The organism is Streptomyces sp. AK02-01A, from assembly GCF_033795305.1.
Classification (GTDB): domain Bacteria; phylum Actinomycetota; class Actinomycetes; order Streptomycetales; family Streptomycetaceae; genus Streptomyces.
In genome coordinates this window covers 14,541-40,531 of record NZ_JARBAE010000016.1, presented here as the reverse complement: position 1 = coordinate 40,531, position 25,991 = coordinate 14,541, and the positions used below count along the sequence as shown (strand labels likewise).

General features: G+C 70.5%; 18 protein-coding genes. 6 read left to right on the top strand and 12 right to left on the bottom strand.

Annotation, left to right across the window (positions count from 1 at the left end; translation table 11 throughout):
• Positions 1-5: 5 nt before the first annotated feature.
• The 7 genes from PV679_RS17135 to PV679_RS17105 all read right to left on the bottom strand — a co-directional run bounded on the left by PV679_RS17135 (position 6) and on the right by PV679_RS17105 (position 10,239).
• Complete coding sequence (locus PV679_RS17135) at positions 6-1,586, bottom strand: carbamoyltransferase C-terminal domain-containing protein (protein WP_319681135.1); 1,581 nt, start codon at positions 1,584-1,586, stop codon at positions 6-8.
• A 37-nt stretch (positions 1,587-1,623) separates the two neighbouring features.
• Positions 1,624-2,859 carry a hypothetical protein gene (locus PV679_RS17130; RefSeq protein ID WP_319681134.1) on the bottom strand — a complete coding sequence of 412 codons (1,236 nt, stop codon included), beginning with the start codon at positions 2,857-2,859 and terminating at the stop codon, positions 1,624-1,626.
• A complete protein-coding gene (locus tag PV679_RS17125) occupies positions 2,849-4,369 on the bottom strand; it encodes a B12-binding domain-containing radical SAM protein (protein ID WP_319681133.1) in 1,521 nt (506 codons plus the stop codon). The genes PV679_RS17130 and PV679_RS17125 overlap by 11 nt, the downstream gene beginning before the upstream one ends.
• A 96-nt stretch (positions 4,370-4,465) precedes the next feature.
• Positions 4,466-6,091: an asparagine synthase-related protein gene (locus tag PV679_RS17120; RefSeq protein WP_319681132.1), complete on the bottom strand. Its 1,626-nt coding sequence runs from the start codon at positions 6,089-6,091 to the stop codon at positions 4,466-4,468.
• On the bottom strand, positions 6,088-7,302 hold the full coding sequence (locus PV679_RS17115) for a Moenomycin biosynthesis protein MoeGT1 (RefSeq protein WP_319681131.1): 1,215 nt from the start codon (positions 7,300-7,302) through the stop codon (positions 6,088-6,090). Before PV679_RS17115 ends, PV679_RS17120 begins: the two co-directional genes overlap by 4 nt.
• Positions 7,292-9,244 (bottom strand): asparagine synthase (glutamine-hydrolyzing), encoded by a 1,953-nt coding sequence (gene asnB / locus PV679_RS17110; RefSeq protein ID WP_319681129.1) that lies wholly within the window; start codon positions 9,242-9,244, stop codon positions 7,292-7,294. Before asnB ends, PV679_RS17115 begins: the two co-directional genes overlap by 11 nt.
• A 5-nt stretch (positions 9,245-9,249) precedes the next feature.
• The gene (locus PV679_RS17105) at positions 9,250-10,239 is read right to left on the bottom strand and encodes an NAD-dependent epimerase/dehydratase family protein (RefSeq protein ID WP_319681241.1); all 990 of its coding nucleotides are present in this window, start codon (positions 10,237-10,239) and stop codon (positions 9,250-9,252) included.
• 446 nt (positions 10,240-10,685) lie between these two features.
• Between PV679_RS17105 and PV679_RS17100 the strand changes: the two genes are divergently transcribed.
• Together PV679_RS17100 and PV679_RS17095 are read left to right on the top strand one after the other, a co-directional pair.
• Positions 10,686-12,476 carry an ABC transporter ATP-binding protein gene (locus PV679_RS17100; RefSeq protein WP_319681128.1) on the top strand — a complete coding sequence of 597 codons (1,791 nt, stop codon included), beginning with the start codon at positions 10,686-10,688 and terminating at the stop codon, positions 12,474-12,476.
• Complete coding sequence (locus PV679_RS17095) at positions 12,473-14,287, top strand: ABC transporter ATP-binding protein (RefSeq protein WP_319681127.1); 1,815 nt, start codon at positions 12,473-12,475, stop codon at positions 14,285-14,287. The genes PV679_RS17100 and PV679_RS17095 overlap by 4 nt, the downstream gene beginning before the upstream one ends.
• Before the next feature lie 62 nt (positions 14,288-14,349).
• Here the strand turns inward: PV679_RS17095 and PV679_RS17090 are convergent, their stop codons facing one another.
• Both PV679_RS17090 and PV679_RS17085 read right to left on the bottom strand, forming a co-directional pair.
• Positions 14,350-15,276 (bottom strand): NAD(P)H-binding protein, encoded by a 927-nt coding sequence (locus PV679_RS17090; RefSeq protein ID WP_319681126.1) that lies wholly within the window; start codon positions 15,274-15,276, stop codon positions 14,350-14,352.
• 151 nt (positions 15,277-15,427) lie between these two features.
• Positions 15,428-16,477, bottom strand: coding sequence for an alcohol dehydrogenase catalytic domain-containing protein (locus PV679_RS17085; RefSeq protein WP_319681125.1), 1,050 nt, complete (start codon positions 16,475-16,477; stop codon positions 15,428-15,430).
• A 148-nt stretch (positions 16,478-16,625) separates the two neighbouring features.
• On the opposite strand from PV679_RS17085, the gene PV679_RS17080 reads away from it, so the two are divergent.
• Positions 16,626-17,207 (top strand): TetR/AcrR family transcriptional regulator, encoded by a 582-nt coding sequence (locus PV679_RS17080; protein WP_319681124.1) that lies wholly within the window; start codon positions 16,626-16,628, stop codon positions 17,205-17,207.
• A 191-nt stretch (positions 17,208-17,398) separates the two neighbouring features.
• Here the strand turns inward: PV679_RS17080 and PV679_RS17075 are convergent, their stop codons facing one another.
• A complete protein-coding gene (locus tag PV679_RS17075) occupies positions 17,399-17,926 on the bottom strand; it encodes a DUF4142 domain-containing protein (RefSeq protein WP_319681123.1) in 528 nt (175 codons plus the stop codon).
• Between the two features lie 289 nt (positions 17,927-18,215).
• Between PV679_RS17075 and PV679_RS17070 the strand changes: the two genes are divergently transcribed.
• Together PV679_RS17070 and PV679_RS17065 are read left to right on the top strand one after the other, a co-directional pair.
• Positions 18,216-19,433, top strand: a complete 1,218-nt coding sequence (locus tag PV679_RS17070; protein ID WP_319681122.1) for a cysteine desulfurase-like protein — start codon at positions 18,216-18,218, stop codon at positions 19,431-19,433.
• Positions 19,434-19,762: 329 nt separating this feature from the next.
• A complete protein-coding gene (locus PV679_RS17065) occupies positions 19,763-20,491 on the top strand; it encodes a hypothetical protein (RefSeq protein ID WP_319681121.1) in 729 nt (242 codons plus the stop codon).
• Positions 20,492-21,006: 515 nt separating this feature from the next.
• Here PV679_RS17065 and PV679_RS17060 read toward each other — a convergent pair.
• Positions 21,007-21,882: an LLM class F420-dependent oxidoreductase gene (locus tag PV679_RS17060; protein WP_319681120.1), complete on the bottom strand. Its 876-nt coding sequence runs from the start codon at positions 21,880-21,882 to the stop codon at positions 21,007-21,009.
• 520 nt (positions 21,883-22,402) lie between these two features.
• On the opposite strand from PV679_RS17060, the gene PV679_RS17055 reads away from it, so the two are divergent.
• Entirely contained in the window at positions 22,403-23,152 is a 750-nt protein-coding gene (locus tag PV679_RS17055) for a GntR family transcriptional regulator (protein ID WP_319681119.1), read from the top strand.
• On the opposite strand, the gene PV679_RS17050 is transcribed toward PV679_RS17055, so the two are convergent.
• Complete coding sequence (locus PV679_RS17050) at positions 23,145-24,752, bottom strand: phosphonate degradation HD-domain oxygenase (protein ID WP_319681118.1); 1,608 nt, start codon at positions 24,750-24,752, stop codon at positions 23,145-23,147. The genes PV679_RS17055 and PV679_RS17050 overlap by 8 nt on opposite strands.
• Between the last annotated feature and the right edge of the window lie 1,239 nt (positions 24,753-25,991).

Below are 25,991 nucleotides of genomic sequence, written 5' to 3'. Positions count from 1 at the left end.
GGGGCCTACCGGGGACCGGCCCGGTAGGCCATCACGTCACCGAAGACGAACAGGTCGACCGGGCTGTCCCGGAAGTCCTCCAGCACATCCCGGACCGTGTGCGCGATGGCCCGGCCCGGACCGTTCAGCGAGGTGTTGATCAGCGCGGGCACGCCGCTCAGGGCCTCGAACTCGGCGAGCAGCGCGTGCAGTCGCTCCTCGTCGGGCCCGAGGGTCTGGATCCGGCATGTCCCGTTGATGTGCCGGGCCTCCGGGGCCGAGCCCTCGGGCAGCAGATACTCGAAGAGCATGTACGGCGAGGGCCGTTCGCCGGGAAACAGCTCCGCGAACCGCTCCTCGCGCATCACCGCGCCCAGCGGGCGGTACCACTCCCGCTGCTTCAGCTCCTCACTCATCCGCTTGCGCATGCCGGGCACGGCGGGACTGCCGAGCAGCGAGCGGTGGCCCAGGGCACGCGGGCCGAGCTCGGCCGTACCGTCCACCAGCGCGACCACGCCGCCGTCGCTCAGTTCCCGCGCCACCGCGGCGCGGTCGTACGGCACCGGTTCGAGACCGCTCGCGGAGAGCGCCGCCAGGACGTCCTCGCGGGAGTTCGCCGCGCCGTTGGCGTACACGCTCAGCGGCGCCACCTCCTGCCCGAACAGATACTTCTGCGCGTAGATCCCGGCGCCGGCCAGATGCCCGGCGTCGCCGCAGGCCGGCGGCACCGCGATGTCCCGGCCGAACCGGTCACGCAGTACGGAGTTGGCGACGATGTTCAGCCCGCAGCCACCGCCGAGAGCGATCGGGCCGTCGTCCCGGACATGCCGGGCGAGCAGCCCGTGGACGGTCTCGGTGAAGAGTTCCTGGAAGGTCGCCACCACCCGCGTCATGCTCTCGAAGTCCCGGCCGAACTCGGGCCGGGCCGCCAGGTCCTGGCGCACCTCCTCGGCGAGCGCCAGATCGTGCATCACCCGGTGGTCCACGGCCTCCAGGATCTCGCGGACGCGCGGGTCCGGCGCGCCGTAGCCACCGAGCGCCATGACCTTTCCGGCGACGCTGGGCGTTCTGCCGAAGCCGAGAAGATGGCCGATCGCGGTCCATCCGAAGCCGTTGCCGTACCAGGGCAGCGGATCCTTCTCCAGCCACTCCAGGCTGTCTCCGCGCACTCTGAACAGCGAACTGCGGGTGATCTGGCCGCGGCCCTCGTTGACCAGGACCGTCGTGCCGTCCCGGTGGCCCGCGTAGTGCGCCGCCAGAGCCGCGTGCGACACCTCGTGCGTGACGACGACGCACTCCACCCGGCGTCCGAGGAGTTCACAGGTGGTGCGGTGGTGCGGAGCGCCGCCCGCGATGCGTTCCATCGCGCGGTCCAGGTCGGGTATGCGCAGCAGACTGCTGCGGACGGGAGTGCTCACCGCGACGAGTTCGACACCGTCGGCGTCCACGTCCTCCTGGGACAGGACGTGCCGCAGCGCGATGTCGGAGCGGTGGTCGTGTTTGGTACGGGTCAGCCGCTCGGTTTCGACCGCGAAGGCGAGACGGCCGTCCTTGAAGTACCCGACCCCCGTGTCGTGGCCGGCGGAGTGGAGTGACAGTACCTGCATCAGCTTCCCTTCTCGGTGGATGCCGGGTGACGCCCGCTCAGGCGAGTGGTTCCGCGTCGGCCGGCACGGGCGCACTGGCGGTGGAGTACGGGGCCCAGCGGATCCCGCGCAGCGGACGGCGGAACAGCCCGCGCAGATAGAGCTCCGCTCCGACCGCGGCGAACCAGCCGAAGTAGACCCATTTGATGGCGGCGTTGCCGACGCCCTGCGCCACACCCTTCGAGCCGCTCCAGCCGGTGAGAGGCCACATGCCGGGAAAGAGGATGTGGCGGAAGTAGTGACGGGTCACCGGCAGCGGCCAGTCGGCCAGGTCGACAAGGTGGTTGAGCAGCAGCCGGCGGATACGGCGGCGGGTCTCTCCCGCCGGTCCGGCGACGTGGTAGTGGCAGCGCGCCCCGGGCACCAGGCGCAGATGGGCCAGCGGGTCCGGCAGGTCCGGGTCGAGCAGCCGGAAGCACACATAGCCGTCGTCCGAGACATACCGGTCCGGCATGCCGCCGGCCATCACATCGGTGGCCACCAGGATGCAGCAGCCGTGCGGGTAGTTGGTGGCCGGTCCGGCGACCGCCTTGGCCCGGTGCAGCAGCCGGGAGGTGGTCTGCGGTTTCGCGTGAGGGATCTTTGTGGCGCCGACCGCGCCGCGGCAGCCGCCGTCCAGGAAGTCGCCGACGAGGTGCGCCAGGCAGGCCGGCTCCAGGGTCACGTCGTCGTCGAGCCAGCCGACCCCGGCGCAGCCGAGTGTCTCCGCCACCGCGATGGCGGCGTTGAGTGTGCGCGGTTTTCCCGGTCCCGGCAGTGACAGTCCCGCGACGCGGACCGCCGACCGGTGCCGTCCGGCCCGGCTCAGCAGCGCCTCCAGCCGTCTCAGGGCCTCCTTCTCCTCCTCCGGGACCGACCACTGCATCCCGAGGAAGAGCACGAAGCCCGCGCCGGGATGCTCCCGTACCGCCTCGTCCACCCGCTCCAGCAGCCGGTCCAGGCGTTCCTCCTGCTCGGCGAGGGTGTGCCGGCGTACATAGGTGGGCGCGACCAGCGTGAACACCGGTTCTCCCGGGCCGCGCAGCGCGGCGGCGGCCTTCTCCTGGTCGCCGGTCGACGAGCCGTCCTCCAGGAGATAGCGCACCGGCACGGTCCAGGTGTCGTCCGGGCGGTAGCCCCGTGCGACGGTGGCGCGCAGATGCCGTGGCAGGGCCGGTTCGCTCCGGTCCCGGGGCCGGCCCGGCTCCGCGGGCAGGTTCAGCCGTACGAGGGGCCGGCCGCCGTCAGAAGTCACGGTCGGTGTTGGAGGTCGACTTGGCCAGGCTCCGCAGTCCGTCCAGGGTGTTGAGCCACTGCCCGGTCGACGCCATGTGCGAGATCAGCGGGCGGGCCATGTCGCGGCGCAGGAAGAACTTGCGATAGGCGATCTGGGCGCGCTGCTGGGCGTCGGGCACCAGGTATCCGATGCGCTGGTCGAACTCGCCGCGCACAAAGCGGTCCCAGTAGTCGGCCGGGATCCGTCCGGCGGCCACCGACTCGGTGTGCAGCGGGGTGCCGGGCAGCGGAGTGGCGGTGTAGAAGCTGGCGTAGTCGAGCGGGATCCGGCAGGCGAGGTCGATCGTACGGCGGAACTGCTCCTTGCTCTCGTCCAGCCAGCCGACGATGAAGTAGCCGAAGCCCTTGATGCCGGCCTCGTGGGCGGAGGTCACCGCGCGCTCGATCTTCCCGATGTCGCTCTCCTTGCGCATCCGTTCGAGGATGTCGGAGTCGCCGTGCTCGATACCGAAGCGCAGGCGTACGCAGCCGGCGCCCGCCATGGCCTCCAGGAGCTTTTCCGGGACCAGGTCGACCCGGGTCGGCGCCTCCCAGCGGACCTTCAGTCCGGTCTTGCCGATGAGTTCGCAGATCTCCCGGACCCGGCCGCGGTGCAGCGTGAACACATCGTCGTAGAACATGATCTCCTTTACGCCCCAGCGTTTCTGAAGCTCCGTCATCTCGCCGACGACATCCTCGGGAGAGCGGTACATCGACTTCTTGTCCACCGCCTGCTTGAAGCAGAAGCTGCACTTGAAGGGGCAGCCCCGGCTGGAGATCATCGTCGCGAAGGGCTTCGGCGCCATGATCGAGAAGTACCGGTCCATGGGCAGGCCCTCGCGTTCCGGCCAGCCCACGTCCTCCAGGTTGACCATGGGCGCGGCGCCGCCGTCGAATTCGCGGCCCACCAGCCCGCGCACGCCCACCGGCTCCTCGCCCTGTTCCAGGGCCTCGGCGAGTTCCGGCATGATCGTGATGCCTTCGCCGACGCCGACGTAGTCGATGCAGGAGTGGTAGAGGTTCTCGCGGGCGTAGACCTCGGTGTGCGGTCCGCCGAGGATGACCTTCGCTCCGGTGCTCTTCGCCGCCTCGCACGCCTCGACCGCTCCCGGCAGACCCGGCGTCGTGGTGCTCACTCCGACCAGGTCGGGTTCGAAGTCGGCGAGGAGTTTGCGCAGTCCCTCGCTGTCCAGACCGAGCGCCGGAGTGTCGATCTGTATGACGTTGTGGAATCCCGCGCTCTTGAGGGCTGTGTGGATATAGCCCAGGCCGAGGTGTGGCAGGACACCCGCGCGCCGCTGGATCTGGCTGATCTGGCGGGTGTTGAGGCACAGGTCGTGATGGCGTACGAGCGCGATGCGCAGTTTGCGCTTGCGCCAGCGCGGCAGCGCGTGACGCGCCGGCTTGGTGTCCGGAGCGGCGGTAGAGCAGCCGCCCGATGCGCCGTTCGAAGATACGGAGGTCGAGATGACGGGCAGTGTCTTCCGCATGGTGTGCCCTCCTTGTTGGGGCTTACCGGGTTGGGTCTTACCTGGTTGGGTCGTACCTGGTCGGGTCGTACCTGGTCGGGTCGTACTTGGTGGGGCTTACCGGCCGATGCGGGACGCATCGGTACGGGACGAGCCGGTGCGAGGCGCGCCGGCGCCGGCCCGGTCCTGCGCGGGCCGGCGGGTCGGTGAGCCGGCGGAAAGGCCGGTGGTGAGGGATTCGAGCTGCAGCAGATAGAGCGTCAGCGGCATCAGACGGCTGACCCGCTGAGGTCCCGACCGGCCCCGGCCACCGGCCAGCAGCCGCAGGAGCATCCGGTCGCCGCCGCGCCACCAGCCGGGTTCCGCGTACAGCGCGTGGCCGAGCAGACCGCGCAGATAGGCCGCGCGGTGGCGCAGTGTCCCGGCCGCGGAAGCGCGCGGTCCGTCTCCGGCGAACCGCAGCGAGGCGTGGCGCGGAAACGCTTGGCGCAGCGCCTCGTCGTGCAGCCCGCCGTCGGTCAGCAGCCGTTCCGGCACCGAGGCGAGATGGTCGAACAGGTCGTGGTCGAGATACGGCGCGTGGATCAGCGGGCCGCCGGGGATCAGCCGGTACGGCGTCATGGCGACCGCGCGGCGCGTCCGGTTCCAGAAGAAGAACGATCCGGTGGGAAAGGCGGCCCCGGTGTGCCGGGCGAGCTCGGTGGCGAGCCGTCGGCGGGCCCGGTCCCGGCTCCACAACCGCCCCAGCGCCGGACTGAGCAGATGATCCGCGTGCGGACCGGTACGGCCGGCCAGCAGCAGGCGTCCGGCCTCTCCGGGCAGGTCCGTGGCGTCGAAGGAGGCGGCGCGTACGAAGGAGAGCGCGGGCGCGGGCCTGATCAGCGCGTCGCCGCCCAGGCCGTCGTAGGTGACCCGGGTGTGGCGGCGAAGATGGTCGAGGACGGGCAGCGCCCACGCTCCCTCGACGGAGGACATGCCCTGCGCGCGGTTGGCCACCAGCTCGGCGTGGAACTCGGACCGCGGGCGGTCCAGGGTCGTATGAGGGATGCCGAGACGCCCGGCCAGCTCGGCGGCCACCGGCGCGTCCGCTCCGGTGTCGGGCGGAAACTTCGAGCCGCTCACGCACAGCCGGGGCGCTGCTCCCTGCCGTTCCAGCTCCAGCAGGAGATGGCGGGAGTCACGGCCGCCGCTCAGTGGCAGGACATAGGGCTCTGCCGGCAGTCTGCGGGCCACCGCGGCGCGGAAGAGCTCGATGAGGCCGTCGACGGCCTCGCGGCGGGTCATATGGGTCGCGGGTGCCGGGACGGAGCGGTTGGATTCCAGCCGCAGTACGCCGGCGGACCAGGTCAGGGTCGCGGCCGGCGGAAGTGCCCGGACCGCCGCGAAGCAGGTGTCCTCGCCCAGGTAGAAGCCCAGCCTGACGAAGACGGACAGTGCGTCGTGATCGAGCCCGGTGGGAGCGCCGAGGGCCGGCAGGTCCGCCGGCGAGGTGGCGAGCGCGATGCGGTCGCCGTCCGCCCAGTAGTAGAGAGGGAACATGCCGTACCGGTCGTTGCGTACCAGCAGGCGTTCGCCGTCCCACCGCCACTCGGCGAACACTCCTTCGTTCTCGCGGCCCGCGCCGCGCAGCCGGTGGCCGAGGTGCGCCGACGGGACTCCTTCGACCCGCGTGCCGTCCGCGCCGCGTTCCAGCCGCAGATACGGCGCTCGCGGGCGGGAGGTGTCCGTCGGCGCGCTGGTCACCGCTCGTCCAGCAGTGTGCGTACGGCGGCGCCGATCCGGCGGACGACGGCCTCCTGGTCGAGCACGGTGTCGGCGAAGGAGAGGGCCGCCCGCTGGTGCCGTTCGATGGTGGCGGGATGTCCGAGCCAGTCGTCGACGGCGCTCAGCAGCTCCTCGGGAGAGGCGCACGCCGCTCCCAGCCGGTGGTCCCGGATGAGCCCGGGGACCCAGCTCTCCATCGGCAGCCCGGACTCCAGCATGAGGACCGGTATGCCGAAGTAGGCGGCTTCCAGCGTGGTGTTGGGCCCGGCCTTGGAGATGAGCAGTCCGTGCGGGGATTTGGACGCCTGGCTGATGTAGTCGAAGTACTCGGCCTGGGTGAGCCGGCTGTGGAAGCGCCAGTCGCCCAGTCGCGCTCCGCTCGCCGCGGCGGCGGCCCGGCGCGCGAGTGCGGGATCGTCGTAGCCGACGAAGACCAGGTCGGTGGCCGGGTGGTGGCGCGCGATGTGCTCCAGCACGCGCAGATACGTCTCGCCGCCCCGGTTGCAGAAGACGATCACTTTGGGCCGGTTTTCGCCGCCGGTCCGCTCGCCCCAGGGCTCCGAGGTGCGGGGTCCGGAACCGTCCGTCATGAAGTCGCTCAGATCGTGCTGGGCGACCAGCGGTCCGACCGTCCGTATCCGGTCGGGATCGGCGCCCTCCTCGGCGACCAGCCGGTCCTTCGCCCACGGGAAGCCGACCAGGGTCAGATCCGGGTGCGGGCTGCGGTGCAGCGGCAGGTCCAGCAGTCCCGGGTTGGTCAGGTGGTGCGCCACCGCCGTGCGGACGCCGGCCAGTCGGCTCGCGGCGACGCAGAGCCGGGCGACAAAGCCCTTCGTGCCGACGACGAGCTCAGGTCCGGTCTCGCGAAGATGCTTCACCAGACCGGTGAGCGCCGAGGCGTGCTCCGGACCCGGGTCGGTCTCGAATCCCTTGGGGAAGCGCTGCTGGAGGCGGGACATGAGCGCCAGATAGCGCTCGGTCCTGGTGGCGGTGTCGGGGCTCTCCAGCGAGATCGTACGGATCTGCGCGCCGATGTCGCCGAGCCACGGCAGGAACGTCTCCGCCTCCAGCAGCGTCACCTCCACGTCGAGGGCGCCGCGCAGCGCGCGGGAGAATCTGGTGGCGGCCAGGAAGTTGCCGAACTCTCCCCAGGTCTTGGGTGACAGGACGTGCACTCGCTCAGACGGCATGACGGATCTCCTTGGAGAGGACCGGCGGGCCACTGTGGGTGGTCCGGGCGGACGCGAGCTGCCCCTCGTACCAGAGCTGGTAGCACAGCAGCGCCCACAGCCGGCGGGAGTTGTCCTTGCGCCGGGTCAGATGCGCGTCGACCAGGCCCCGTACCGCCACCGGGTCGAACATCCCGCCGGCGGCCAGGGCACTCGGCGCCAGGGACTCGACGAGCACCGGGCGCAGCGCTCCGCGCAGGAGTTCGGCGAGAGGTGTCCGGAAGCCGAGCTTGGTCTGCCGCACCGTCCGCCGCGGCAGCCAGTCGGCGGCGACGCGGCGCAGCAGGTGCTTGCTGGTGAAGCGGCGCAGTTTGAGGTCGGTGGGCAGGGTGCCGCAGAACTCCACGAGGTCCAGGTCGAGGAACGGGGAACGGATCTCCAGGGCGCTGCGCATGCCGCCGCGGTCGGCCTTGGTGAGGATGACGTCACGCAGGAAGTGGCACATGATGCCGAGCTGGCTGCGTTCCATGGCAGTGAGGGCCGGCCGGCCGGCGAGCAGCCGGGCGATCTCGCGGAAGGGCTCGTGCTCCGTGAGCCGCTCTCTCGCCTCGGCGGAGAAGAGGCCCGCGAGTTCGCCGGGGCCGAAGGGAGCCGTCGAGGCGTAGAAGCGGTGCTCCGGCGCGGCCCGGACGCCGCGGGCGAGCTGCTGGAGCGCGGCCCTGACCGGCAGGTTGCCGGACCGCTCGGGAAGGTGCCGGGCGAGCCGGGCGAGGGCCTGGATCCGGTCGGCCGGTATCACCCGCAGCAGGGTCTCCATGGCGCGTTCGGCCTGGAAGAAGCGGTAACCGAGGAGGAGTTCGTCGGCGCCGTCGCCGGTCAGCACGCCGCGGACGTGGCGGCGCGCCTCGCGGCAGATCAGCCGGGTCGGCAGCAGCGAGGGATCGGCGAGCGGTTCGTCGGCCCCGGCGTATTCGCTGGTGACGACCTCGGCGAGGTCGCGCTGCCCGATACGGATGGCGTGGTGTTCGGTGCCCAGGTGCCTGGCCACCGCCTCGGCGTGGCCGGATTCGTCGAAGGCCGGGTTGTCGAAGCCGGCGCTGAAGGTCGGCACGGGGCCGTCGGAGAGGCGCTGTGCCACGGCGGCCACCGCGCTGGAGTCGAGACCTCCGCTGAGCAGTACGCCGAGCCGTCGTGGAGTGCTGGCGGTGCGGCGGGCGACGGCCGCGGTGAAGAGTTCCTCGAAGCGTTCCCGGGCCTCGCGCGCGGGGACGCGCCCGTGCGCCGGTCTCAGTTCGGGCCTCCAGTACTCCACCTCCTCCCGGCGCCCGCGCCGGAACCGCAGATAGCTGCCGGGACGGACTTTGTGGACGCCGGTGACGGCCGATCCCGGGGCCGGGAATGCCTGGAGGACCAGATAGTCGGCGGTCGCGGTCACATCGGGCGCGCGCGGGCAGTCCGGATGGCGCAGCAGCGCGGCGAGCTCGGAGGCGAAGGCGATCCCGTCCGGTGTGCTGGTGTAGTAGAGCGGCTTCTTGCCCAGCGGGTCCCTGACCAGCAGCGTGGTGTCCGTACGGGCGTCGTGGAGCGCGAAGGCGTACATGCCGCGGAGCCGGTCCAGGGCCCGTACGCCCTCGCGTTCGTACAGCTCCACCAGTACCTCGGTGTCGCTCGTCGTGCGCAGCACGGCGCCGTCGGCCAGCAGCGCGTGGCGCAGCTCGGCGTGGTTGTAGATCTCGCCGTTGAAGACGACCGCGGTGGCGCCGCCACGGGAGGTGAACGGCTGCCGGCCGCCTTCCGGGTCGACGAAGGCGAGGGCGCAGTGCGCGAAGGTGACGCCGCGGTGGTGGCACCAGCCGGAACCGTCCGGCCCCCGGTGCGCGATCGCCGAGAGCATCCGCTCCGCGGTGGCGCGGGAGGTCTCCGGCGCCGCTCGGGGGTCGCTGAAGCCCACGAAGCCGCACATCGCGGTTACCTCGGGTGTGTCGGGGCGGTCTCCAGCAGCGTCGGTGCGACCGCTGGTGGTCGGGCTCCGGCCGCCAGCCATCGGCGTGTCCAGTCGATCTGGGCGGCGAGGCCGTCGCGCAGACTGGTCTCGGGCCGGTAGCCGAGCAGGCCCTGGGCGCGGGTGAGGTCGGCCACGGTGGCGTCCACGTCGCCGAGCCGGGTGGGGCCGTACCGGGCGTCCGGCTTGATGCCGGTCAACTCCGCTGCCAGCGCGAGGAGTTCGTTGAGAGATACCGGGTCGTTGCCGCCGACGTTGATCACACCGCTCTCCACGGGCCCGCGTCCGGGAGCGCCGACGAGCATCAGGGCCCGCACGATGTCGCCGACGTAGACGAAGTCCCGGCGCTGGGTGCCGTCACCGTGGATCTGGATCGGCTTGTCCTCCAGTACCGCGCGGACCATCCGTGAGATGAACATGTCGGGCCGCTGACCGGGGCCGTAGACGGTGAAGAAGCGCAGCGCCGTCACGGACATGTCGGTGTCCGCTCGTGCGGCGAAGGCCAGTGCCAGGCGTTCGGCGGCGAGTTTGGTCACTCCGTACGGCGACGCCGGCTGGGGCAGCAAATCCTCGCCCATGGCGCGGGTGGCGTTTCCGTAGACGCTCGACGAGGAGGCCACGACCACGTGCTCAACGCCCGAGCGGACACACGAATCCAGTAGTCGCTGGGTGGCCAGGACATTGCAGTGCAAATATTCGGGAAACTCTGTCCACGAAGGCCGGACTCCGGGTATCGCCGCGAGATGGAATACCACGTCCGCATTGATCAGCACGGCGGACAGATCGGTTTTGGCCAGATCACAGCGGACCGCGTGAAAGTCTCCCGCGTCGGCCGGCAAGGGTGTATCGGTGCGGACCGTCACTTCTCGGCGGTCGATTCCCACTACGTTCCGGCCACTGCGGCGCAATGCCTCGACCAGATGGGAGCCGATGAATCCAGCAGCGCCGGTGACCACGTCATACTTGGCATTTCCCGGTACGAGTGCATCGCGTAACAAGATCTCCCCCTTGTGCCGTGGTGAGTACGGTTCGTCAAGGCGGTGCGAGGTGCTTGAGCCTGTTCAGCAGCTTCCGGGCCGGCATTCGAGGAGGTGTGGCGATGCTCCCCGCGCATCCTCGCCGGTGTAATGCCGCGAAGGATGACCGAACGTGCCTGAAACCCGGCCGATCGGGGCGTCATAACGCGGTGAACGCGCCCCGTATCAGGATCCGGTGGAGCCTAACAGCGCTCCCATTCAATGAGCAATGACGCCTCGGCAGTTTCACAGGAATACTGGAAAGGGTAGGGCGCCTTCCGGTTTCTGAGGGCCCTGCGGTGGTCCTCTTCCGTCGGCTCCGTGCCGTCTTTATGCTGTCGCTGTTCCGCGTTCCGCCGCTCGTGGATCAACGGGGAGGAACCGCGATGGCAGACAGCCCCGAGCCCGCCCGGGAGGTTCCCGGCGGACCGGCGGCCGCCGGTCCCGGGCCCATATGGCGTCAGTTCGTCCGGCTCGCCCGCTATATGCGCGGAGAGTGGCCGTCGGTGACGGTGCTCGCCGTGCTGGTGCCCGCGGCCGTCGGTCTCCAGCTCGCGGCGCCCGAGGTGATGCGGAGATTCATCGACGGCGCGCTGAACGGCCGGCCGTCCGACGCGCTGCTCCAACTGGCCTGGTGGTACCTGGCGTTCGCGATGGGCCAGCTCATCGCCTCGGTGGCGTCCGACTACGCCGCCACGCGGCTCGCCTGGCGCGGCACGAACCGGCTGCGCGACGATCTCGTCGCCCACTGTCTGCGCCGCTCGGCCCGTTTCTACCAGCGTTATCCGCCCGGCGAGCTGGTGGACCGGATGGACAGCGACGTCACGCGGCTGGCCGGCGTGATGTCGGTCCTGCTGCTGGAGATCGTGGCCCAGGCCCTGCTGGTCGTCGGTATCCTCGCCGCGCTGTTCCACCTGGACTGGCGGTTCGGCCTGGTCTTCGCTCCCTTCGCGCTGGCCACCCTGCTGCTCCTGCGCAGGCTGGTCGGCCGGGCCGTCCCCTTTGTCGCGGCCCGTCGCGCCTCGGGCGCGGAACTGGTCGGCTTCCTGGAGGAGCGCCTCGCCGGAGCGGAGGACCTGCGGACCAACGGCGCCGTGCCGTTCACCATGCGGGCTCTGGAGTCGCGGCTCGGAGTCCTGTACGACCGGGCCCGCCGCGCCGCCCGGGTCTCCGTCCAGTGGCCCGCCACCACCCAGGGACTGTCCACCGCCAGTGTGGTGCTGGCGCTGGTCCTGAGCGTCTGGCTGCGGGCGGCCGGGCAGATCTCCACCGGCACCACCTTCGCCGTGCTCTCGTACGCGATGCTGCTGCGCAGGCCCCTGCAGAGCATCACCACCCGCTTCCAGGACATCGAGGAGGCCGTGGTGAGCGTGCGCCGTATCGGAGAGCTGCTGCGCGACGGCGGGACGGGCCCGAGGGGCACCCGCCGGCTGCCCGCGCGACCGCTGGACGCCCGCTTCGACGCGGTGTCCTTCCAGTACCGGAGGGGTGAGCCGGTGCTGCGCGAGGTCTCCTTCGAGCTGCGGCCCGGAGAGCGCCTCGGCGTTGTGGGACGCACCGGCAGCGGCAAGTCGACGGTGGTGCGCCTGCTGTTCGGCCTGCACCATCCGGCGCGCGGTTCGGTCACGATCGGCGGCCGGGAGGTCCGGACGCTCGATGTGCGCTCGCTGCGCACCAAGGTCGCACTGATCACCCAGGAGGTGCATGTCTTCCACGCCACGCTGCGCGACAACCTCACCTTCTTCGACGCCTCCGTCGAGGACGGCCGGCTGCTCGCGGCTCTGGACGAGGCGGGGCTCGACGCCTGGTACCGGGAGCTGCCCGACGGGCTGGACACCGTCCTCGGCACCGGAGCGCGCGGAATCTCGGCGGGCCAGGAGCAGCTCGTCGCTCTGGCCCGCGCCTTCCTGCGGGATCCGGCCGTGGTGCTGATGGACGAGCCGTCCGCCCGGCTCGACCCGCACACCGAGCAGCTTCTGGCCCCGGCGATGGAGCGGCTGCTGCACGGACGGACGGCGGTGATGGTGCATCACCGGCCGCACGCGCTGCGGCAGGTGGACCGGATCCTTGTCCTGGAGGACGGACGGGCGGTCGAGCAGGGACCGCGCGGCGAGCTGGCCGCCGACCCGGCCTCCCGGTATCACGGCCTGCTGCGGACGGGCGGGACGGCGCGATGAAAGCGGTCGTCTCCCGGTTGCGCGCGGTACTCGGAGGTCTGGCCGGCACGTACTGGGGCCTGACCGGGCTGTGGGTCCTGCTGCGGTTCGGCACCTTGGTGGTGGGCCTGCTGTTCCAGCGGCTCTTCGACAAACTCGGCGACGGCACCGCGGGCGGCGCGATGTGGCTGCTCATCGCCTGGGTGGCGGCGGTCGAAGGGGCCAGGCTCTTCCTCCAGTTCGGTGTGATGCTGAACCGGCTGGAACCACGCCTGCAGTACCGGGCGACGGCCGGGCTGCGGCGCGCGCTGCTGGGATCGGCGCTGCGGCGGCCCGGCGTGGCGTCCCGTACGACGACGGGCGAGTCGCTGCGGGCCGTCGGTGAGGATGTCGAGGAGGTCGGATTCTTTGTCGTCTGGGCTCCGACGAACCTCGCGCGCTGGCTGTTCGCGGTGGCCGCCGTCACCATCATGATGCGGATCGACGCCCTCGTCACCTGCGCGCTGCTCGGCCTGCTGATTCTCATCACGGCGGTGACCGCCGTCGCTCACAGCCGCTATCTGGCCTACCGGCAGACCACCCGTACCGCCTCGGCGCGGGTCGCGGGAGCCCTCCGGGAATCCGTCAGCTCCGTACAGGCGGTGCAGGCCGCGGCGGCCGAGGAGCATGTCACCGCGCACATCCGGCGGCTGAACGAGGCGCGAGGAGGTGTCGCGGTCCGCGAGGAACTGTTCGCCAGCGCCCAGCGCAACGCCATCGGCAACGCGGCCTCCCTGGGCATCGGTCTGGTGCTGCTGCTCACCGCCGGACGCGTCCGCGACGGCGGCTTCACCGTCGGAGACCTCGCTCTGTTCACCTTCTATCTGCAGATCCTGACGGAGACCCTGGCCTCGCTCGGCATCCTGTCGGTACGGCTGCAACGTGTGGCGGTGGCGCTCGACCGCATCACCGGCTTTCTCGGGGAGCGGCTGCGCGACGCGCTCCGCGCGGATTCCGCGTACCGCGCCGGAAAGGCCCCGACGGTGCCCGAGCCGGAAGCGAGGCCCGGCGCGCGCACGGCTCCCGTACCGTCTCCGGAGGACCGCGAGCCGAACGCACCGGAACAGGAGCATCTGACGGTACGAGGGCTGACGGCCTGCCAGTCCGCCTCCTCCTTCCGGGTGCGGGAGATAGAGCTGGCGGTGCGCCGGAAATCCCTCACCGTGATCACCGGCCGCGTCGGTTCGGGAAAGACCACGCTCCTGCGGGCCGTGCTCGGACTCACGCCGCTGGAGAGCGGCGAGATCCTGTGGAACGGCGAGCCGGTGCGGGACCCGGCGGCCTTTCTGACACCGCCGCGCTGCGCCTGCACCTCGCAGAACCCACGGCTGTTCAGCGGGACGGTCCGGGAGAACATCCTGCTCGGCGCCGACGACGAGGCCGCGCTCGCCGAGGCGGTGCACACGGTGCTGCTCGGGCCGGACCTGGCGGCCATGCGGGACGGCCTCGACACCGTGGTGGGGCCGCGCGGTCTGCGGCTCTCCGGTGGTCAGGTCCAGCGCATCGCCATCGCGCGTATGCTCGTCCGCCGGCCCGAACTCCTGGTGCTGGACGATGTGTCCAGCGCCTTGGACGCGCAGACCGAACAGATCATGTGGGACCGGTTGCTGGAGAGCGGCGCGACGGTGCTGGCGGTCTCGCACCGTCCGTCGGTGCTCCGCGCGGCCGACCGGATCCTGCTGCTGCGGGACGGACGCGCGGAGGGCACCGGTGGCCTCGGCGAACTGCTCGCCACCTCCGCCGAGATGCGTCTGCTGTGGGACGCCGAGTCCGCCGCCGCTCCGGACCACTGAACTCTCCGAGCAGCGGCCTGTCACCGCGTCCCGGCGGCCGGACACCGCGCCGGAAGGCCGCGTCAGCCCGTCGGCGCGCGGAAGTCCGCGACGTACGGCCGGAGGGCGTCGCGCATACGGAGAGGCTCCCGTCCCGTGATCCGCCGCACGTCGTCGGAGAGCCGGTCGTACCGGTTCTGGGCGTGCAGCCTGCCCATGGTCACGATGTGGTCCACCACATGCGAAGGGATCGGCAGCGCTGTCCTGATCCGCTCGCTCCACTCGGCGTAGGGCACATCGACATAGGTGACAGGCCGTCCCAGCGCCGCCGAGTACTCCTCGGCCATCTCGTTCATGTCCAGGCTGAACGGCCCGGTCAGCTCATAGACGTTGCCGATGTGCCCGGCCGGCTCCGCGAGGATCGTGGCCATGACGCGCGCCACGTCCTGTGCCGCGACAGGTGAGGTACGCGCGGCGCCGAAGGGCAGCCGCAGAGTGCCGTCACGGACGATCGAGTCGGCGGCGATGGTCGTGAAGAGCGGGTTCTCGACAAAGACGGTCGGCCGGACATGCACGACGGGAAGGCCGGACCAGTTCAGCACCTGTTCGGCCATCCAGTGCGTCCTCTGCTGCCTGGACTCGTCGGTGCTCGTCGACGACATCTGGGAGACCGTCATCTGGGAGATGTTCACGAGCGCTTCGAGGCCGGGCGTCTCACGCGCCAGCGCCGTGAGACTCACCGCCACCTCAAGATACGAGGACGACACGCTCATACCGAAGTAGATCCTGCGGCAGCCGTCCAGAGCGGCAGCGACGTCCGGCGGCCTGGTGAGGTCACCCACCACGACCTCGGCGCCGGTCTTCCGCAGCGCCCGCGCCCGGTCGTCCTCGGTCCGGACCATGGCGCGGACCGGCAGGTCCCGTTCCCTCAGAAGCTGTACGACGGTACGGCCCACGGCCCCGACGTTTCCGGCGGCGCCGGTCACAAGAATGGGCGAAGTGGTGCTCATCGAATCTCCCGGGAGTCTCCGCTGTGGCAACGCCGCCAGACCCCTTCTCGACCCTATGGCGAGCACCACGGCCGGGCAACACGTCCGGTTCCCGCACCGCCTGCCCGGCCGGCGCGCCGCGATCCGTGCGGGCGCCGTCGCCATCGCCTCGTCAGCCGTCCGCCCGGTGCGGCGTGATGACGGTGATGCCCGTGGCCGAGCCCTCACTCATCGCCGCCAGCGCGGCCGGCGCCTCGGCCAGCCCGATGACCGACGTGACCAGCAGATCCGGGCGCAGCGCCCCGGTGCTCACCTGTCCCATCAGCTCCGGGTACGCGTGAGCGGCCATCCCGTGGCTGCCGAGGATTTCGAGTTCGAGCGCGACCACGCGGTCCATCGGTACGGTGGTGCCGCTCGACGGCATCAGCCCGACCTGCACATGCCTGCCCCGTCGCCGCAGGCTCTCCACGGACGCGCGGCAGGTCGCCTCGGAGCCGAGCGCGTCGAGGGAGACATGCGCGCCGCCGCCGGTGGCCTCCCGCACCGCCGCGGCCGTGGCGCCGCTCGTCGCGGAGGCGGCCACGCACACCTCGGCGCCGAAGCTCCTGGCCAGCTCCAGAGCTCCGGGCGCGACATCGACCGCGACGACCCTCGCACCACAGGCCGCCGCGATCATCACCGCGGACAGTCCCACTCCGCCGCATCCATGGACGGCCACCCACTCGCCGGCCCGGGTGCGGCCCTGGGCCACGACGGCCCGGTAGGCGGTGGCGAACCGGCAGCCGAGGGCCGCCGCGGTGATGTAGGACATGGTCTCGGGGATGGCCACGAGATTGATGTCGGCCTGGTGCACCGCGACGTACTCGGCGAACGACCCCCAGTGGGTGAAGCCGGGCTGCTCCTGGCGTTCGCAGACCTGGTGATCTCCTGCCGCGCACGCGGCGCAGCGTCCGCAGGCGCAGACGAAGGGCACGGTGACCCGGTCACCCACCTGCCAGTTGGCGACCGCGGAGCCCACCGCCTCGATCCGGCCGGACAGTTCATGGCCGGGCACATGAGGCAGGGCGATGCCGTCGTCGTGGCCCATCCAGCCGTGCCAGTCGCTGCGGCACAGTCCCGTCGCCTCGACGCGCACCACCACTCCGGCGGCCGACAGCGCGGGACCGGGCACCTCACGCACGTCCGGCAGCCGCCCGAACTCCTCGAACACCACTGCGCGCACGAGCCCCACTCCCCTGTCCGGTCGCCGGTCCTGAGCCGGATCCGGATTCCATTGGACCACCACGGCCCGCGAGCACCGTCGCGCGGGCCCGTCCGGCACCCAGTGACGATACTGGATCGTACATTCCATATAGGTGTAGGGTGCCCGCATGGCACGGAGCAGGGAGTTCGACACGGAGGCGGCGGTGGAGGCGGCGATGTCCGCGTTCCGCCGCAAAGGGTACGAGGGGACCTCCGTACAGGATCTCGTCGACGCCACCGGAGTCGGACGCGGCTCGCTGTACGGGGCGTTCAAGAGCAAGGACGGGCTCTATCTGGCGGCGGTGGACCGCTATCGGGAGCTGTACGCCCAGCCGCTGATCGAGATTCTTCGCGGCGGGGCTCCGGCGCGCGAGCTCATCCGCGAGATCCTGGTCGATCTGGTCGACGAGATCGTGCGCGACGGCAGCCGGCAGGCCTGCCTCATCGTCAGCGCCGCGACCGAACGGGTCCCGCACGATCCCCAGGTCGCCCGGCGCATCCGGTCGACGACGGGATCGCTGGAGGACGCGCTCACCGATGTGATCGCCGAAGCCCAGGAGAGCGGACAGCTCACCGGCACACGCGACGCCAGGGACCTCGCGCGGTTTCTTGTGACCACGCTGCAAGGGCTGCGCGTCATGGGCTCCATCAACCCCGACCGGCGCTCACTGATGAGCGCGGTCGAGGTCGCTCTGAGCTGCCTCGACTGAGAAGTGGCGCCGTCCGCCCGGAGGGCGGGGCCCTCGGCGTCCGGGTGCGTACGGTGGGCGGAAGCCGCTCACGTACTGGACGTACTCGCACGACTCAGACGACTCGGACGACTCCGACAACGCGGCGAGCATGCGCGCCGGACACCGCGGCCGGATGCCGCGGGCCGGGCGGCGCTAGCGTGCCGGCGGGGTCATGAGCGGTCGATGTCCGCCTCGCACGCACGGATCAGTTCGAGGTGCCTCGCCACGACGGGGCGAGCCGCACTGGCGGCCGCCCTCACCTCGGCGTTGCCACCTGTCTCGATCTCGTGGTCGATCAGTTCCAGCGTCTCCACGTGCCCGGTGGCCTCGGTCTTCAGCCACGCCGTGTTGTACGCGCTCGTGCCCGCCTTGGCCTGCACGGCGGCGAGCGCCTTCTGCTGCGCCGGGGCCGGCGCGGCCGGCAGCGAGACATCCAGTTTGCGCGCCAGCGACTTGACGTCGGCGTCCAGCTTCCGGTGGTCGCGCACCAGAGTGGCGCCGACCGTCTTCACGCAAGCCGCCGTGGCGTGCTTGCCCGCGTCCTCTCCGGCGGCGATCTCCGCCAGGTTTCCCTGATGGATCGCCTTCAGGAAAGGCGCGTCATCGGTGGCCGCGGCCGCCGCGAACGCGGAAGGCGCGGATATGCCGGCCAGCGCCGCCAGCATCGTGGCGGCGGCCACGCGTCGCACAGCAATCATCTGCGTTGCTCCCTTCGCCCGGCCTGGGATGCACAGAGATCGGCAGCAGACCGGTCGCCGGACGGGCACGCGTATCGGTGTCCAATGACCATGCCTTCCCTTGCCACACCGCGCGATCACATAAAAACCTATTTGTCACACGAATGGCCTTCATGCCCGCCTGTCTCGGCCTGTCTCGGCTTGTCTCGGCGGCTACACAGTCCCGGCGGTCCGGCCTTCGCTCCTCCCGGGCCTCGCGCACGCCCGGTGAGGCTGTTGACGCGCGGCTTCGGCCATGAAGGATGGGGTCATGCACCTTGACGTCGTACGACTCCGCAGCCACTTTCCCTCTCTCGCCCGGGGCGTGGCCCACTTCGACGGGCCCGGCGGCTCCCAGGTGCCTGAGCCGGTCGCGCGAGCCGTGGCCGACACCATGACCAGTGGCATCTCCAACCGCGGCACCGTCACCGCCGCCGAGCGGCACGCCGACGCGGTCGTGCTCGCGGCGCGGGCGGCCGTGGCGGACCTGCTGGGCTGCCGGGCCGAAGGAGTGGTCTTCGCACGATCCATGACCCAGGCCGCCTACGATCTCGCGCGGGCACTCTCGAAGCAGTGGGCCGAGGGCGACGAGATCGTCGTGACCCGGCTGGACCACGACGCGAACATCCGGCCCTGGGTCACCGCCGCCCAGGCCGTGGGTGCGACCGTGCGGCAGGCCGGCTTCGACCGCGCCACGGGCGCTCTGCGCGTGGACGACATCGCCGCGGTGCTGTCGCCGCGTACTCGTCTGGTGGCGGTCACCGGCGCGTCCAACCTGCTCGGCACGCGCCCGGACATACCGGCGATCACCGAAGCGGCACACGCCGTCGGAGCGCTGGTCCATGTCGACGGAGTCCATCTGACACCGCACGCCCCGGTCTCGTTCGACGACCTGGGAGCCGACTTCTACACCTGCTCTCCGTACAAGTTCTTCGGACCGCACCATGGCGTGCTCGTCGCGGCGCCGCGGCTGCTGGAACGGATACACCCCGACAAGCTGCTGCCGTCGAGCGACGCCGTGCCCGAGCGTTTCGAACTTGGCACCCTTCCCTATGAACTGCTGGCGGGCACCACCGCGGCCATTGACTTCATCGCGGCGCTGAGCCCGGCCGCGACCGACCGGCGGGCCCGTGTGCTGGCGTCGATGAGGCTGGTCGAAGAACACGAGCAGCGGCTCTTCGACCGGCTGCTCGACGGGCTCCGCGCGATCAGCGGCGTGGAGCTGTACGGCCCGGCCGGCCGGCGTACGCCGACGGCGCTCTTCAGCGTGGCCGGCCGGTCTCCGCGAGAGGTCCACGAGCATCTGGCCCGGCTGGACGTGAACGCTCCCGCCGGCACCTTCTACGCGATCGAGGCGGCCCGCTGGATCGGACTCGGAGAGGACGGAGCGATCCGGGCCGGCCTCGCGCCGTACAACGACACGGAGGACGTCGACCGCCTGCTGGCGGGTGTCAAGGAGGTCGCGGGCCAGGGCGTGTTTGAGAAGTAGCGCCGCCCGTTCGCAGGACGGGGCTCACGGCGTCCGGTGCGTGCGATCGCAAGGAGGAGAAGGAGCGCCGTCGTGGACGGGCCGGACGTGCGTGGCTCACTCCGACAGCGCCGCGAGCGCCTGTGCCGGGCGTCGTGGGCCAGGCGGGATTGGCCAGACAGGGCCTGAGAAGTCATATCCTCAATATGTCGGTCCTGCAAGCCAATTTCGAAGGAGACGCCGAGCGAGCCGGGCTCCTGGAAATTCTCCGCGGTGTATCTTGAGCCCGCGCACATTCCGCTGAATGAATTCGGGCCGACCCTATAGCGGACAAGGAGCAGCGCAGGGTCATGATCTTTTCTCGTCGGAAATTCTTCTGCACCTTCCATAAGGAAATCAGCAAGGATTTCCATCTCAAGTCCGGCACGGCTCCATGCCGCCTCACAGCCACTGCGAGTGAGCTGACCATTGGCGTCTGCCAGGCCCGAGCGTGCGCCGGCCGCCGACACGGACACTTGTCCATCGACAACCGGAAGGAACCCACACTCATGGTTTTCGTTCGCGTGCAGCTGATGAAGGGACGCCTGAGTGCCGCGCGGAAGGAGGAGCTCGGCGCGGCACTCATTCAGGCCGTCTCCGAAGTCGAGAACCTGGTCAACAACCAAACCCACAAGGAAACCTCCTGGGTGCAGTTCTTTGAGTTCGACCCCGAGAACTGGTACGCCCCGGCCAATGTCGCCGGTGCCGACCCCGACTCCCGAGTCCAGCTCGACGTAATCGCCCCCCAGGGCCTGCTCAGTACACCCGAAGAAGCCCGCACCATGCTGGACAAGGCCAACGAAGCCGTGCGATCGGTATTCGGTCCCGGTGAACTGCCGGCGCACGGGCCGTGGGTGCACGTCTACATCATCCCGCCCGGCCAGTGGGGATTCGACGGCCGCGTTCCCGACTGGGAGGGCTTCCGGGCCCGCCTGCGTGCCGACACTGAGGAAGAGGCCGATGAGGCACTGGCCCGCATCTACGGCCCCGGGCGCCACTCAGCGGTGTTGTTTGACTCCCCGGCGGCTCCCGCGAGCTGACCTCTCGTGTTCGCGCTTTCACAGTCCGGTCTCGGAGTCGGCGGAAGGACTGTCCCGTCATCCCCGGCGGGCGCGCGACAACAGTTACGGCGCCTCGACGCGTGGTCGGACGGCCCGAACACATCCAGTGCGCGAGCGCCCCTCCGCCTTCCGATCCACCGCATCCGAGGCCGCGCGCTGATCCACCAGGGATGACGGGACAGCCCTCAGGCGACGGCGAGCTTGTCCGTTCGCAGATCCCGGCCGGCCGGGCCACCTCGTCCCGGCGCGGCCCGGCACCCGTCGGCGGGCCCCTGGCGGCAGCCCTGTCTCTTCGAGCGAGACCAGCACACGCCGCGACTTCACCAACACGCCCGGTTCCGCGTAGTCCATGGCCTCGTCACCTGCTTGTCTCCGCACACACCGGCCCGCTGTTCCGGCGCTCTCGCCACAACAAGGCCAGGCCGGTCGGCCACCGTCGAGATCCGTTCTCAGGGTGCCCGCTCGAAGGGATCAGCCTCACTACGGCGCCTGGCTCACGCCGAGCCCAGGTCCAGGATCTCCGCCAGGCGCCGCCATTCCGCGCGCGGAAGGACGCCACGGTCGCCGGTGACGACCTGGAGGGCGACATGGTCGGCGCCCGCACTGTGGAACTCGGCCACACGCTCGCGCACCTTGTCCGGGCCGCCCCAGGCGAAGACCGCGTGCAGCAGCCGGTCGCTGCCACCGTCCTTGAAGTCGTCGTCGCCGAAGCCGAGGCGGCGGAAGTTGGCGGTGTAGTTGGTCATCGGGAGGTAGAAGGAGAGGAAGTCACGGGCGATGCTCCGGGCCCGCTCGGTATCGGTCTCCAGGATGACCTTGAGCTCGGGTGCCAGCAGCGGACCCGCGCCGAGGATCTCCCTGGCCTGCGCCGTGTGCTCCGGCGTGACCAGATAGGGGTGGGCGCCGGCGGCGCGGTCACGGGACAGCTCCAGCATCTTCGGGCCGAGCGCGGCCAGCACCCGCCGCTCGGCCGGCACCGGCACCGGGGCGGAGTCGAGCGCGTCGAGATAGGCCCGCATCGTCGAGTACGGGCGCTGGTAGCCCTCGGCCAGTTGTGCGTGACTGGCCCCGAGGCCGAGGATGAACCGGCCGGGATGCGACCGCTCCAGAGCCGCGTGCTCCTCGGCCACATCGGCGGCCTCGTGCTCCCAGATGCTCAGGATGCCGGTCGCCACGACGACCCGGGAGGTGGCCTGGATCAGCCGGTCGGCATGGGCGACGGTGCTGTTGCCGCCGATCCAGAGCGCTCCGTAGCCGAGCTGCTCAAGCTCCGCCGCGGCCTCGGCGGCCTCCTGGCCCTGCTGAGGGTCGTCGGACCGCAGCTCCATGCTCCAGATACCGACCGGACCCACTGCCTGCTTGAGTGTCATCGCTGGACTTCCTTCCGCACCGTGGACGCTCGCTCCGCCGGGTGCCGAGGCCGCCCGCCTCCGGCATACCCGCAGGTGCGCGCCCGGCCTCACGGCGGTCTACGCGGAGGAGCCTACGGCAACGCGTGGGCCGGACCCGGACCCGGCCGACGGCCTGTCAGCTCGTGTCCGCCACGGCCTCGCCGCTCCGTGTGCGGCCGCGAGACGCCGGTTCGCGCCGGCCCGTCCCGGGCGAGTGCCGAAAGGCCGGGAAGAGGCCATGTTGGCTGTACAACTCGGCAAGCTATGTTGTACGGGTCCCGCGGCCCGAGGAAGGGCGGCGTGACCGGCGGTGAGGGGCCGCTCCAGGAAGCGGGACATCGCCGGACCGGCGCGCGGCGTCGGACGCGGTACGCCGGTGTGTGGCCGGGCGCCGTGCCAGGCTCCACGGGCCCGCGAAGACGGACCGGACACAACCTGAGGAAACAGCCCTTAGGCTCGCGTCCGAGGAGCTACACAAAGCGAACGTGGGAGAGCGACAGTGACGGAAGGCCGGCAGACGCTGTACCGGAAGGTAGCCGCTGACCTGCGGCTGGCCATCGTGGAAGGGGCCTACGGGTCCGGTGGCCGACTTCCCGCCGAGAGCGAACTGGCCCAGGTGCACGGCGTCTCGCGCGGCACCGTCCGGCAGGCACTGGCGGTCCTGCGTGCGGACGGTCTGGTCACCTCACGGCGCGGCACCCGGCGGGTCGTGCTCGGCACCGCCCGGGTGCAGAGTTTCTCCGAGCTGCTGAGTTTCACGCGCTGGGCACGGTCGATCGGCGAGGAGCCAGGAGGCCGGCTGATCGCCGTGGAGCGCGGACCGGCCGACGAGGCGGAACGCGGCCAGCTACGGCTTGAGCCGGACGAGGAGGTCTGCCGGGTGCTGCGGGTGCGGACCCTGTCCGGAGCGCCGGTGATGGTGGAGCGCACGGTGTACCCGGCGCACATAGGTGAGATCGTGGCCGGCCTCGATCCGGCCGCCGTCTCGCACACCGTGCCACTGGAGGAGCGCGGTGTGCTCTTCTCCGACGCCCACCACACCATCGATCTGGCCCTCGCCGACGCCGACGACGCCAGGCTGCTGGGGTGCCGGGCCGGTGATCCGCTGCTCAGGGAGCGTCGGCGCACCACCGACCCGTCCGGCACGCCCGTGGAGTGGTCGGAGGACCGTTATCTGCCGGGCACGGTGGCCTTCACGGTGCACAACTCGGCGGATGTGTCCTCACTGTCGCGTCGAGCCGTCATCTGACCTCCGTACGCAGCAGCCCGGTCAGCAGCGGGCGCCAGTGGTCGAAGCCGGGAGCGACCGTGGCCGCGTCCTTGGCCCGGTCGTCCCAGCGGCGCAGCGCCACGGCGTCCCGCGCGTAGGGACTCGCCTCGAACGCGTCGGCCTCGGCGCGCGACATCGGACCTCCCTGCACTGTCAAGGTGTGCACGGAGGCGGCGGAGAGCTGGTCGAAGTACTCCGGCTCCACGGCGCACAGATAGCGCTTGGCCGCCACATGCAGGCGCACCGGCTCGGTGACGGCGGGCCCGAACCAGCGGGAGAGCAGGTCCGCGCCGGTGTGGCTGTGCCGGTTGTCGGTACCGGCCATCAGTTCCTCTCCGCTGACCGGACCGTGGAAGTGGCCGACGTCGTGCAGCAGTCCGGCCGCGATCAGTGCGGCGGGAGCGCCGTCCGCCTCGGCGAGCGCCGCGGTCAGCAGCATGTGCTGGGCCTGCGTGACCTCTTCGCCCAGGTACTGCTCGGTACCCGCGCCCGCGAAGAGCGCGGCGAGATCGTCCAGCGGTCGCTGCCTGCGCAGCACGGCGAGTGTGCTGAAGAGTCCGTCCAGGTCGGCGTAGGCCCCTTGAAGATGGCGGGCGCCGCTCTCGGCGAAGGCCGTACGGGCGTGCAGCAGGCGGGTGTTGTCGAAGATGAGGCAGTCACCGGGGTTGAGCCGGAAGTCGAGTTGGAGCCCGGGGCGCTGGAGCAGTTCGCCGAAGGTCCGGTAGGCGGCGTAGAAGGCGGTCAGCTCCTCGGCAGGCAGTCGCAGGGTGGCGATCGAGCGGTTGTTGAAGCGGATCTCGCGGATCCGCCCGCGTGCGTCGACCTCGATCAGCGGACGGTCCGCTCGCAGCGAGGTGTGCGCGTCGGCGAAGCGGAACGGCACCGGGGTGCGGGTCAGCACCTCGAATGCCTCCGGGTTCTCCGTACGCAGTAGCGCCGCCGCCCGGAAACCGTCCACCAGTCCGGAGTCACCGCCGTCCGCCGCGTTGACCAGGCAGTGCAGCAACTGCAGGGTGGGCACCGGGTCTCGGTACGGGTTGTCGGTGTGCGGCGTGATGCGGGAGCCGGTGAAGGCGAGGTTGTTCGGGTCCGGTTCGACCCGTACGTCGAACAGCTCGCCGTAGTTCGTCTCCCGTACGAAGCCGAACGCCCCGGCCACGTCGAGTACCTGGCCGGGCCGGCAGGGGACCTCGCGCAGGAGCGCGAAGCCGAGCCGTGCGACGGCCTCCAGGGTCCTCTCCCGCACCGCGTGGTCGGCCAGGTAGGCGGGCCACGAGGCCTCGGGAATCCGCCCGTCGAGGTCGGCCGCCGTCCAGGTCTCCTTGTCGGCCTCCGTACGGCCGTCACCGGCGCCGGTGTCCCGTCCCGGCCATCCGTGAGCGAACACGGACCGGTGCCCGTCGGGTGCCCAGACCACCTCGGTACCGGATCCGTCGGGCAGCTCCCGCGTCGACGCCACGGTCAACCGGGCGGGCAGGTCGGTGATCTGGAACAGCTTCTGCCCGTTGCGCGGGTCGCGGCAGAGCGAACACGGACAGTTGTCTCGCAGCCAGACGGCGGGAGCGTCGGTCAGCTCCATGTCTCCTCCAAAGTTGTACAGCCAACTTTTCCTCTGAAGCCAGAAGCTGTCAGCCGCGCATGAGGAGAGGGCCATGACGGTATGGCGGGACGGTGAACAGAGCGCCACCGGCAGGCGCGCCAGGAGCAGGCGGCCCATGAGCGGGCGGGACCTGGAAGCGGCCAGGGCCGAGTGCGGCCTTCAGCGCGCGACAGCCGCCCGTCCTGATCTTCGAGGCACTGGACGATCAACCACCGGGGACCGGAGGCGCCTCTGCGCCAGGCGACCGTCACCGCCTGGCGTACAGCGAGAAGCGGCTCCGGCGGCACGCGACCGGCGCGCCCGCATTGTCAGCGGCGGCGGGTAAAGTGCCTCCGCTCATGGCGGAGCTGGTTCCGGAATATGTGAACTCGCGACAAAAGCTGACTATTTGATGTCCATTCGGGTGCGAGTCAGCTCCACGGACGGGTGTAATTTACGTCACATGAAAAGGACGAACAGCCCCAATGAGCTGCCTCCTTGCCACATTTGACCCCCGATCTACGGAGATGAAGACCCGACCCCTGGTCGCACTCCGGGGCCGCGCCAGGCAAGATGGAAACCACCGCGAAGGGCTCGTGTGACGGCTGTCACACGTGAACCTACGCGGAAGTAACGAGCAAACGGGCACAAAGAAGGCCCCACCCATCGCCTGCAAGCTCGGAGTGAGGCCTTCTTACCTCTAGTACCGTCTGCCGCGTCGGCCCCGGCCTTTAGGCCGGGGCTGTTGCGTTACCGGCCCAAGTGATCCCACGCGAATTTGATGATCGCGAAGATCGGACCGAGCCAGCGGAACCACTTGTAGCGGCGATCCGCCTTGGTGCGGCAGCAGCACCCCTCAGGCTTGGAAGCCATCGGGCCCACCCCTTTCTGGGGTCCACGGCTGTCGTGGACTCCCGGGAGGGTTCACGAAAGCAATCCGGACCACAGAGGGGCGGTTTGGTAGGCAGTACAGTACCCGCGCCCCACACTCCGCGCCGCTACTACGCATGGTCACCATCGCCATGGGTCCGGGACACTCAGTGCCACTGGGCGTGACATATCAAGATCACGAGAGCGAACTTCGTTGGGGGCCAACGCCTCTACCTGCGAGGCTGCCTGACGGTACGTCTGGAACTCAGTGCCGGTTCCTCAGCGGGAAGTTGCGCATCTCACATTACGCGCGGTGGATTCCGTTGAACCGGCGGCTTTCCGACATCGATGTCACGCTGCGCGAGGGCC